The following is a 10,007-nucleotide window of genomic DNA, read 5'->3' as shown; positions in this document are numbered from 1 at the left end:
AGTTAGAGCCATGTTCGCAATCGTGCGCACAGGCGGCAAGCAATATCGCGTCGCCGCCGGAGATAAAATCGCAGTTGAAAAACTGTCTGGTGAAGCGGGTGACAAGATCTCGCTGGGTGACATCCTTCTTGCCGGTGACGGTGACAAGGTGCAGGACGTGAACGGCTTGACCGTTTCGGCCGAAATCATTGCGCAAGAGCGTGGTGAAAAGGTTATCGTCTTTAAAAAGCGTCGCCGCCACAATTATCGCCGCAAGCAAGGTCATCGCCAGTCGTTGACCCTTCTGCGCATCCTCGCCGTTGGCAAGGAAGAGAAGAAGGCTGCTGCAACTGCCGCTCCTGCAAAGGAAGCCGCACCCAAGAAAGCCGCTGCGCCCAAAAAGGCTGCAGCCCCGAAGGAAGCTTGAGCGGCAACGCTCTGACGTAGGAGTTTAGACCATGGCACATAAAAAAGCAGGTGGTTCGTCACGCAACGGTCGCGATTCAGCAGGCCGTCGCCTTGGCGTGAAGAAGTTCGGTGGCGAAAGCGTCATCGGCGGCAACATCATTATTCGTCAGCGCGGCACCAAGGTATATCCTGGTTCGGGCGTTGGCCTTGGCAAAGACCACACATTGTTTGCGCTCGTCGCAGGCCGCGTGCGTTTCCATGCTGGTAAACTCGGCCGCAAATATGTGTCGGTCGATATGCCAGCGATGGCCGCCGAATAAACAGGACAATCGATACCGGGTTGTCCAGTCGGATGACCCGGAAATCATGTCAGGTGGTTTCCACCTTTGAACAGGGAGACGGGTCAACCGATCTCCCTTTCTTTTTGTCTCATTCTCCCTGTTCTCAGCCTCCTGCGGAGGAACTGTAACATGGCTGTCGCTTTGTCATGCAAGGGGCGGCGCAGAACCGGAGAGAAACGATGTTCGCGAGAACGGAAAGATTATTGTTGCGGCCAAGCTGGCCCGAGGATGCAGCCGAATTGCATCAGGCGATTGCTGACGAGGGCATCGTCCGCAACCTTGCGCGCGCTCCTTGGCCCTATACCGTCGATGATGCGGCGCAATTTGCGGCACAAGCGCATGATGTGCTCTTTCCTGCCTTTTTATTGATGCTGCGCACCCATGGTGCCCCGCGCATCATCGGTGCGTGCGGCATTGGCAATTATGACGGCAACGCCGAATTGGGCTATTGGATAGCTCGGCCTTATTGGGGCCTTGGCTTTGCAACCGAAGCTGCCCGCGCCGTGGTCAACATCGCCAAGGCCATTGGCCATAAAAAGCTCATCGCTAGTCACTTCACCGATAACCCCGCTTCGGGCAACGTGCTACGCAAACTCGGCTTTCAAAACACAGGCGAGACGGCGTTACGGCACAGCAACGGCCGCCGCGAGGCCATGACATCGGCCTTGTATGAAAGGGCGCTGGATGAGGCAGATGCAGAGCCGCGCGCGCGACTAAGCCCTCCGGTGTTCAACATGCGTGAGCAGATGGAACGGCTTCAGGCTGCTTAACGCGCGTCAGTAATGATAGCGGCACTGCGCTATTTCTAAGCGTTGATCGGCGCCCTTCCCCTCGACGCGATAGACGAGGCGGTCGGCCGTTGTGATGCGGCGAGACCACCAGCCCTGCAAGTCGCCCTTCAGTGGTTCAGGTTTTCCAGTCCCCTTAAAGGGGTCTCGGCTGCATTGCTCGATCAGTGAATTCAGCCGCGCCAGAGTGTTGCCGTCATTGCTTACCCAATACTGGTAGTCTTCCCACGCATTGTCTGAAAAGATAATCCTCATGGGTGACTAAGCTGACGTTCTAAACCTTTCCCAGCTTCAAGCTGATCGATCGATCCACGCAGGCGCGCCGCGTTGCTTGGCGTTGAGAGCAGGTGCAGGGTCTCTTCCACGGCATTCCAGTCCGCCAACGACATCATCACAATTGCCTCAGCCTTTTGCCGCGTCACGACAACCTGTGTGCGGTCGGAAACAACCCGGTCCATGACGCCCTTAAGATTTGCGCGCGCCTCTGTGTATGTCATCACGTCCATCGTCGAGGGTCCTTTTGCTATCTGGTTTAATATGTACAGATATACGTACAAATTCAAGTGCAAATTTCGACGGTAACGCAGATTGCTTTTAGTCGCCGTTTGCTGCGCAACACACTTGGATATGCCCCTGAATTGGCGTAGCGTTGTAAAATCAACCGGGGGGTAACGGCGAACATGGCGACTGAGCCGTCGAAGATTATTGATTTCAAAGACGTCGGCATGCCGCGCCGATTAAGTCCCGAGGCGAGCCGGATGGCGGCGCTTGAGGCGGCGCGCGGCCTGTTGCTTGAGGCAGGGCCACAGGCGGTTACGTTAAAGGCGGTCGCCGGACAAATCGGGCGCACGCATGCCAATTTGCTGCATCATTTCGGGTCCGCGTCGGGGCTTCAGCGTGCGCTGGCGGCCTATATGGGCGAAAATATCTGTAGCAAAGTGGCCGCGGCCATTATCCAAATGCGTGGCGGAGCCGTGACGCCGCAGGAGCTTGCAGATTTAATCTTTGACCAGTTCGATCGCGAGGGCGCGGGCGCGCTCGCGTCGTGGATGCTCTTGTCCGGCAATGAAGACGCGCTCGACCCCATTGTCGAGGCCATCCACAAGCTGGTGGATGAAATTGGCGAAGACGGGCACGCCGACACGTCGCTGCATGAGCTGACACTTGAAATGGTGCTGATGGCACTTGGCGATGCGTTGCTGGGCGGGCCATTGTCGGCGGCACTTGGCTTGCCGCGCGAGGCCGGAAGACAGATTGCGGGTCGAAAGCTGGCGGCTGCATTCGATGAGATGCAGGCGCAGTTAAAACCCTAAGCTGAGGTTCCGTAATATTGCCGATACCAGTCGGCGAACTTTTCTAGACCTTCGGCCAGCATGACCTTGGGCTTGTAGCCCGTGAGCGCATGTAGCTTCGAAACATCAGCATAGGTCGCGGTGACGTCGCCCGGCTGCATGGGCCGCATGACCTTCGTCGCCTCGCGGCCAATGGCTTTTTCGAGCGTCTCGATCATCTCCATCAGGCCAACCGGATGGCTGTCGCCGATGTTGAGGATCCTGTTCTCTCCCCGCGCCGGCGGATGATCCAGCGCGCCAATGATGCCGTCAACAATGTCGTCGATATAGGTGAAGTCGCGCGCCATTTGCCCATTGCCGTAAACCTCAATCGCCTCGCCGCGCAGGATTTTCTGCGTGAAGCTGAAATAGGCCATGTCGGGCCGCCCCCATGGGCCGTAGACGGTGAAGAAGCGCAGGCCAGTCTGCGGAAAGCCATAGAGTTTTGCATAAGACTGGCTCATCAATTCGCACGCGCGCTTGGTCGCGGCATAGAGCGACACGGGGTCGTTGACGGGCTCATCTTCCTTAAAGCCTGCACCGCCCATCGTCTTGTCGCCATAGACCGAACTCGACGAGGCGTAGACGAGATGTTCAAAGCCCTCGGCGTGCCTGCACGCCTCCATCACCGACAAATGGCCCGCCAGGTTAGAGCGTTCATAGGCAAAGGGGTTCTCCAAGCTGTAGCGAACACCCGCCTGCGCCGCGAGATGCACGACGCGCACGATATTATTGTCGCGAATTAGTGCCTGCATATTGTCGGCATCGGCAATGTCGAGACGCTCAAAGGCGAAGCTGTTTATCCCTGCAAAAGTCGCAAGCCGCGATTCTTTCAAGGCGGGGTCGTAATAGTCATTCACGTTGTCGACGCCAATGACGCGCTCACCGCGCGCCAACAATCTGTGCGCGACGGCGTGGCCTATGAACCCTGCTGCGCCCGTGACCAGTATCGATGCTGCCATATCAGAAAACTTCCTTGTCCAGCGCTTGCATCAAATCTTCCGGCGCAATCGCTGCCTATCTCAATAGCGCTTTGGGCGTAGAATGACAAAAATTGATTTGTACATATAAATATGCTCTTTAAAGCTATTTTTGAGCATTTTTATATGTACAAAATATATTGATTTGCATACATATATGTGTGATATGGGGTGCGAAGGATTTCAAAAAATGTCACCCAACCAAGCAATTCTGGCACGTAAAAATCTAGATCGCCGCCTCGCAACACTGCAGGGTGAAGCCGTCGCCGTGCCTCCGCGAGGTTGGCTGAAGGGTATTCGCGAGGCCCTGGGATTAAGCACGCGGCAGTTGGCTACGCGAATGGGCGCCGCCTATTCGCGCATAAGCGCAATGGAGAAGGCGGAGATAACAGGCGCGATAACGATCAAGAGTATGCGCGAGGCTGCCGAAGCCATGGACTGCACATTCGTCTACGCCATAGTCCCGACGACCTCACTGAATGACATCGTACGGCGGCAGGCCACGCACAAGGCCGAGGCCAGCCTTGACCGGCTCCATCACACAATGCGCCTCGAGAACCAGGCGATGGAGGGAGAGGACCTCGCTAATGAACGTCAGCGAATTATAGCAGAGTTGCTTGCAGGCCCATCGCGCCGCCTGTGGGATGATAAATGACCGATACACTTTTCGATGGGCAGGACGATGATACCAATACACCTCTCGACGCAGAGGAGCGACAGCAGCTTATCCCGTCCTACATCACCCTGCGTCGCGAGTTGAACGAGGCGGAGCAGATCAACATTGCACACGCAGCAAAGTGGCTGTCCTCGCGCCGCGGCGATGTGCTCGATGAGGGCTTCCTGCGCGAACTACACCGGCGCATGTTCGGTCAAGTGTGGCGCTGGGCGGGCAAGTATCGAGAGACGCCACGTAACATTGGAGTGGATGCAAATCGCATTCGGATGGACATTGCGCAGGCAATTGACGACGCACGTTTCTGGGTAGCAAATGCCACCTACGCGCCCGATGAAATCGCAGTACGCTACTCGCACCAGCTCGTGGCAATCCACCCATTTCCCAACGGCAATGGGCGCCTATCCCGAATGGTTGGCGATTTACTGGCAATACACTTAGGCCAACCTCGCTTTTCGTGGGGGAGCCAGAGCCTCATCGACGCTAACGTAACGCGCACAAAATATGTTGCAGCGCTGCGCGCGGCCGATGCGCACAATCTGGCGCCATTGATTTCATTCGCGCGCTCTTAAGACGTCAGACCGCGCAGCACTCGTCTGTGCCACCAAGCCGCCATCATAGATAAGGCGGATCGAATTGAACCCTTCGGTGAATGTGGGCGATCACAGTGTGAATATGCTAAAAACAAATACAATAAAGAACGTGCAAAGGGCGACTGCTCTTTAAACCGCCAAATTATCTATCAACCGCGTCTTGCCCATCTTGGCCGCCGCCAAGAGCCGCGCCGGCCTGCCATCGAAATGCTGCAATTCTTCCAAGGTCACCGCATCCGCCAACGCGAAATAATCCACCCGCGCAAAGCCGGCGGCGAGGATATCCGCCGAGGCCTTGGCAAGCGTTTGCCCGACATCATCCCCTGCACGGATCTGCGCCGCGGCTTGGCTCAAGGCAACTGGCAAAGCCAAGGCCGCCGCCCGTTCGTCTGCCGTCAGATAGGCATTGCGCGACGACAGCGCGAGGCCGTCCGCGTCACGCAGAATTGGCACGCCCAATATCTCCAATGCGAAATCAAGGTCGCGCGCCATCTGCCGGATGACGGCCAGTTGTTGAAAATCCTTTTCCCCAAATAACGCAACATCGGGCTGAACCTGATTGAACAATTTTGCGACCACCAGCGCGACGCCGTCAAAATGGCCTGGCCGCGCTGCGCCGCAATAGGCGTTGCTAGGGCCATCGACATGCACTTGCGTTGCAAAGCCCGTTGGATACATCGCGGCCACATGCGGCGCCCATAAAATGTCGACCCCAGCAGCGCGCAGCAATTCAGCGTCACGTTCCATCGTGCGGGGATAGGCGTCGAGATCTTCATTCGGCCCAAATTGGGTGGGATTGACGAAGATCGACACAATCACCGCATCGGCATGCCGCCGCGCCTCATTAACCAGCGCCATATGTCCGTCATGCAGTGCACCCATGGTCGGGACCAACGCGACGCGACGCTTGGCGTCACGCAGCGCCGAAATATGCTGCCGCAATGCGTCAAGCTGATTGATGGTTTGCACGTCCACGTCGCCTTGTTTATTGGCCTTTGTTGAACCCGCCTATGCGGGAGGGTGCGACGACAATTCAAGGCAAATGTCGCGGCGTACAATATTTGGGGCAGATTTGGGGGATTATGGCCAAGGCACATCACATCGTTTTTGCGAATGAAAAGGGCGGGACAGGTAAATCAACCACCGCAGTCCATGTCGCGATAGCTCTGGCGTCACGCGGCGCGCGGGTGGCGTGCATCGATTTGGATTCGCGCCAGCGCACCTTGTACCGCTATTTAGAAAACCGGCGCGACACGATGACGCGGCGCAAAATCACCTTGCCAATGCCCGTGTTCGAAGTGTTCGAACATGATTCGCAGGCCACGCTGGAGCGTCAGGTGGAACGCCTTGGCGCAGAAAATGATTTCCTCGTGTTCGACACGCCGGGGCGCGATGATCCTTATGCGCGCTTTGTTGCCACGCGCGCCAATACATTGGTCACCCCCATTAATGACAGCTTTGTTGATTTTGACCTGATTGGCCAAGTCGACGCCGAAAATTTCAAGGTGCGCAAATTAAGCTTCTATGCGGAGCTTATCTGGGACGCACGCAAAGAACGCGCCAAGGCCGATGGCGTCACCATCGACTGGGTCGTGGTCCGCAACCGCCTGCACAATATGGAGGCGCATAATCAGCAGCGCATGACCGACGCATTGAACGAATTGTCCAAGCGGGTCGGCTTCCGTTCGGTACCTGGCCTGAATGAACGCGTCATTTATCGTGAGCTGTTTCCGTCCGGCCTTACCTTGATCGACAAGGGGCATTTAGGCCAGCTGGCGACCGCGCATATTGTCGCGCGACAGGAATTACGGGAACTGGTCACTGGCCTCGCGCTGCCCGAAGTCGGTCAGCTGGCATTGGCATAATGACGTTTCTGGCGATCTTGGCCTTTCTTGCCCTTGGCTGGGCCGTGTGGAAGGGCAAGCTGCAAAAGCAGCAATTGCTGCCCATTTTGCTGGGGCTAGCCGGGGCATTTCTTGCGGCGCGGGGAAGCTTGTGGATCGGTTTGCCGGCGATAGGGGTTGCGGTACTCTGGTATCGCGGCCTGAGTTTGCGGTTGCTCGGTTCTCGCGCCAAACAGGATAATGCATCGGATATTGATGCCGCCCGTTTCCTTTTGGGCGTGTCGCGTTTTGACGATGCCGAGCGCATCCGCGAACGGCATCGTGCGCTGATTGCGCAAGACCATCCAGACACCGGCGGCAGCGCCGAACGCGCCGCCGCATTGAATAAAGCACGCGACCTTTTGTTGGATGACTTGAACAATAAACGGCTCTAATGGCCGAACGCTCTCCCGCAGTTACAGGACATTATATGGCGCATCATTTCCACCCAACGTCACTACGTGAATATGACATTCGCGGCATTATCGGTGAAACTTTAGGGGAGGATGATGCCTGTGCCATTGGCCGGGGGTTCGGCACCTGCCTTGTGCGCGCTGGCGGTAAAAAGGCGGCGGTGGGCTATGACGGGCGGGTAAGCTCGCCGATGCTTGAGGCAGCCTTGGTCAAGGGGCTGAACGATTGCGGCGTAGACGTGGTCCGCATCGGCATGGGGCCAACGCCCATGCTATATTATGCGGAGGCCGTATTGGATGACGTTCATGGCGGCATAGAAATAACCGGCAGCCACAACCCCGCCAATTATAATGGCTTCAAGATGGTCCTGATGGGCAAACCGTTTTTCGGGGCCGATATCCAAAAAATCGGCCGCATGGCGGCGGCCGAGGATTGGGTAAACGGAACAGGCACTTCGGAACATCTCGATATCCTTGACCAATATGTGGCCCGCGTGGCGCAAGCCGCACCACAAAAGGCATTTCGCATCGGTTGGGACGCGGGCAATGGGGCGGCGGGACCGGCAATTGAAAAGCTGGTCAAGATGTTACCCGGAGAGCATCATCTCTTATTCACAGAAGTGGACGGCCAATTTCCCAATCATCACCCGGATCCCACCGAGCCTGCTAATCTGGTCGATTTGCAGCGGCTTGTCGCGGAAAAGAAACTCGATTTTGGAGTGGCTTTTGACGGCGATGGCGATCGTATCGGCGCCATTGATGGCGAAGGCCGCGTGATCTGGGGCGACCAATTGCTGCAAATCTATGCCGCGGACGTTCTGGGCGAAGTGCCCGGCGCCACGATTATCGCCGATGTAAAGGCATCACAAGCCTTGTTCGACCGCGTCAGCGCATTGGGCGGGCAGCCCATGATGTGGAAAACCGGCCACAGCCTAATTAAGTCCAAAATGAAAGAAACGGGCTCGCCGCTCGCGGGTGAAATGAGCGGGCACATCTTCTTCAAGCATGCATATTATGGCTTTGACGATGCGATTTACGCCGCTGTGCGGCTGATGTCCGCATCGGCCAAGCTGGGCAAAAGCGTGACCGAGTTGCGCAGCGAAATGCCCGAGATGATCAACACCCCCGAAATGCGTTTCCAAGTCGATGAGAGCCGCAAATTTGCCGTGATTGACGAAGTGCTTGCGCGGCTATCAGCGGACGGCGCGGATGTGAACAACACTGACGGCGCGCGCGTCAATACGCCCGATGGCTGGTGGCTGTTGCGCGCATCGAACACGCAAGACGTGCTCGTCGCCCGCGCCGAGGCATCGTCCGAAGAAGGTCTCGAACGGCTGATGGCGCAAATTGATGCGCAATTGGCGGCATCAGGGCTGGAACGCGGGGAAACTGTCGGGCATTAAGCTCCGCGTGAGTTTACCGCCCATCATTCTCAATTGGTTCGCCGCGCGCGGATGGCAACCGCGACGGCATCAATTGGAGATGCTCGAAGCGGCACGCGATGGGCGGCATGCCCTTTTGGTGGCCGCGACGGGCGCAGGCAAAACGCTGGCCGGATTTTTGCCGAGCCTTAAGGATTTGATTGCCGACCCGTCATGCGGCCTGCACACCCTCTATATCTCCCCGCTAAAGGCATTGGCCACGGACGTACGCCGCAATCTGCTGATCCCGATCGAGGAAATGGGCTTGCCGATCCGCGTTGAGGCGCGGACGGGCGATACGCCGTCGGACCGCAAGGCGCGGCAGCGGGTTAAGCCGCCGCATATATTGTTGACCACGCCTGAATCTTTGTCGCTGCTGCTCAGCCATGAAGACAGCGTGCACATGTTCGCCACGCTGAAACGGGTCATTGTCGATGAAGTGCACGCCTTCGCCAATGGGAAGCGCGGTGATCTGCTCAGCCTGTCGCTCGCGCGGTTGCAGACGTTGGCGCCGGACATGCAACGTGTGGCGCTTTCGGCGACCGTGGCCGACCCCGATGCCTATCGCGCATGGCTCGCGCCTTATGGCGACATAGATCAGGTGCGCTTGGTCGAGGGCCAGGCCGCCGCGGAGCCTGACCTCACGATCTTACTGCCAGAGGACCGCGTGCCATGGGCGGGGCATAGCGGGCAGCATGCGATACCGCAGCTCATCGAAGAAATAGGACGCAACAAAATCACGCTGATTTTCTGCAACACACGCTTCCTAGCCGAATTTATCTTCCAGAAATTATGGGACGCGAATGAACCCAAATTCCCCATCGGCATTCACCATGGGTCATTGTCGGTCGAGGCGCGGCGCAAGGTCGAGGGCGCCATGGCCGAAGGCAAATTGCGCGCCTTGGTCTGCACGTCTAGCCTCGATCTGGGCGTCGACTGGGGCAATGTCGACTGCGTCATCCAAATGGGCGCGCCCAAGGGCTCGTCGCGCTTGCTGCAACGTATTGGCCGGTCCAACCACCGCATGGACGAACCCAGCAAGGCCATCCTGGTCCCCGGCAACCGGTTCGAATATCTGGAGGCACAAGCCGCCTTTGACGCGGTGGCAGAGGGCGTCCGCGATGGCGAAACCTTCCGCCCAGGCAGCTATGATGTCTTGGCGCAACATGTCATGGGGATCGCCTGCGCGGGGCCATT

14 protein-coding genes are annotated in these 10,007 nt (G+C 57.5%); 10 read left to right on the top strand and 4 right to left on the bottom strand.

All coding sequences use genetic code 11. From position 1 onward, the window contains the following. Positions 1-10 precede the first annotated feature (10 nt). From rplU to Q0O33_RS10150, 3 genes are all read left to right on the top strand, one after another. Complete coding sequence (gene rplU, locus Q0O33_RS10160) at positions 11-406, top strand: 50S ribosomal protein L21 (RefSeq protein WP_295499150.1); 396 nt, start codon at positions 11-13, stop codon at positions 404-406. Between the two features lie 31 nt (positions 407-437). Then, positions 438-707 carry a 50S ribosomal protein L27 gene (gene rpmA, locus Q0O33_RS10155; protein WP_295499144.1) on the top strand — a complete coding sequence of 90 codons (270 nt, stop codon included), beginning with the start codon at positions 438-440 and terminating at the stop codon, positions 705-707. Positions 708-907: 200 nt separating this feature from the next. Beyond that, the gene (locus tag Q0O33_RS10150; protein ID WP_295499141.1) at positions 908-1,498 is read left to right on the top strand and encodes a GNAT family N-acetyltransferase; all 591 of its coding nucleotides are present in this window, start codon (positions 908-910) and stop codon (positions 1,496-1,498) included. Between the two features lie 6 nt (positions 1,499-1,504). Here Q0O33_RS10150 and Q0O33_RS10145 read toward each other — a convergent pair whose 3' ends face one another. Both Q0O33_RS10145 and Q0O33_RS10140 read right to left on the bottom strand, forming a co-directional pair. Then, positions 1,505-1,771 carry a Txe/YoeB family addiction module toxin gene (locus Q0O33_RS10145; RefSeq protein WP_295499138.1) on the bottom strand — a complete coding sequence of 89 codons (267 nt, stop codon included), beginning with the start codon at positions 1,769-1,771 and terminating at the stop codon, positions 1,505-1,507. Beyond that, a complete protein-coding gene (locus tag Q0O33_RS10140) occupies positions 1,768-2,022 on the bottom strand; it encodes a type II toxin-antitoxin system prevent-host-death family antitoxin (protein WP_295499136.1) in 255 nt (84 codons plus the stop codon). The genes Q0O33_RS10145 and Q0O33_RS10140 overlap by 4 nt, the downstream gene beginning before the upstream one ends. A 174-nt stretch (positions 2,023-2,196) precedes the next feature. Between Q0O33_RS10140 and Q0O33_RS10135 the strand changes: the two genes are divergently transcribed. Next, on the top strand, positions 2,197-2,829 hold the full coding sequence (locus Q0O33_RS10135; protein WP_295499134.1) for a TetR family transcriptional regulator: 633 nt from the start codon (positions 2,197-2,199) through the stop codon (positions 2,827-2,829). Here the strand turns inward: Q0O33_RS10135 and Q0O33_RS10130 are convergent. Further along, positions 2,826-3,809 (bottom strand): NAD-dependent epimerase/dehydratase family protein, encoded by a 984-nt coding sequence (locus tag Q0O33_RS10130; RefSeq protein WP_295499132.1) that lies wholly within the window; start codon positions 3,807-3,809, stop codon positions 2,826-2,828. The two genes, Q0O33_RS10135 and Q0O33_RS10130, sit on opposite strands and share 4 nt — an antisense overlap. Before the next feature lie 208 nt (positions 3,810-4,017). Here Q0O33_RS10130 and Q0O33_RS10125 point away from each other — a divergent pair, with 208 nt between their 5' ends. Both Q0O33_RS10125 and Q0O33_RS10120 read left to right on the top strand, forming a co-directional pair. Then, on the top strand, positions 4,018-4,482 hold the full coding sequence (locus tag Q0O33_RS10125) for a mobile mystery protein A (protein WP_295499131.1): 465 nt from the start codon (positions 4,018-4,020) through the stop codon (positions 4,480-4,482). Further along, positions 4,479-5,072 (top strand): mobile mystery protein B, encoded by a 594-nt coding sequence (locus Q0O33_RS10120; RefSeq protein ID WP_295499129.1) that lies wholly within the window; start codon positions 4,479-4,481, stop codon positions 5,070-5,072. The genes Q0O33_RS10125 and Q0O33_RS10120 overlap by 4 nt, the downstream gene beginning before the upstream one ends. A gap of 150 nt (positions 5,073-5,222) precedes the next feature. Here Q0O33_RS10120 and panC read toward each other — a convergent pair whose 3' ends face one another. Further along, a complete protein-coding gene (gene panC / locus Q0O33_RS10115) occupies positions 5,223-6,062 on the bottom strand; it encodes a pantoate--beta-alanine ligase (protein WP_295499127.1) in 840 nt (279 codons plus the stop codon). 113 nt (positions 6,063-6,175) lie between these two features. On the opposite strand from panC, the gene Q0O33_RS10110 reads away from it, so the two are divergent. The 4 genes from Q0O33_RS10110 to Q0O33_RS10095 all read left to right on the top strand — a co-directional run. After that, positions 6,176-6,958: a division plane positioning ATPase MipZ gene (locus tag Q0O33_RS10110; protein ID WP_295499125.1), complete on the top strand. Its 783-nt coding sequence runs from the start codon at positions 6,176-6,178 to the stop codon at positions 6,956-6,958. Next, complete coding sequence (locus Q0O33_RS10105) at positions 6,958-7,371, top strand: molecular chaperone DnaJ (RefSeq protein ID WP_295499122.1); 414 nt, start codon at positions 6,958-6,960, stop codon at positions 7,369-7,371. The genes Q0O33_RS10110 and Q0O33_RS10105 overlap by 1 nt, the downstream gene beginning before the upstream one ends. A 35-nt stretch (positions 7,372-7,406) precedes the next feature. After that, a complete protein-coding gene (pgmG, locus tag Q0O33_RS10100; protein ID WP_295499147.1) occupies positions 7,407-8,792 on the top strand; it encodes a phosphoglucomutase/phosphomannomutase PgmG in 1,386 nt (461 codons plus the stop codon). Further along, positions 8,740-10,007, top strand: a 1,268-nt coding sequence (locus tag Q0O33_RS10095; protein ID WP_295499119.1) for a DEAD/DEAH box helicase, incomplete at its 3' end; no start/stop codon positions are given. The genes pgmG and Q0O33_RS10095, both read left to right, overlap by 53 nt.

The sequence above is a fragment of the Sphingorhabdus sp. EL138 genome, from assembly GCF_945862485.1.
In the GTDB taxonomy this organism is placed as follows: domain Bacteria; phylum Pseudomonadota; class Alphaproteobacteria; order Sphingomonadales; family Sphingomonadaceae; genus Sphingorhabdus_B.
The sequence above is the reverse complement of the archived record's forward strand: the minus strand, read 5'-3'. Positions and strand labels throughout refer to the sequence as shown.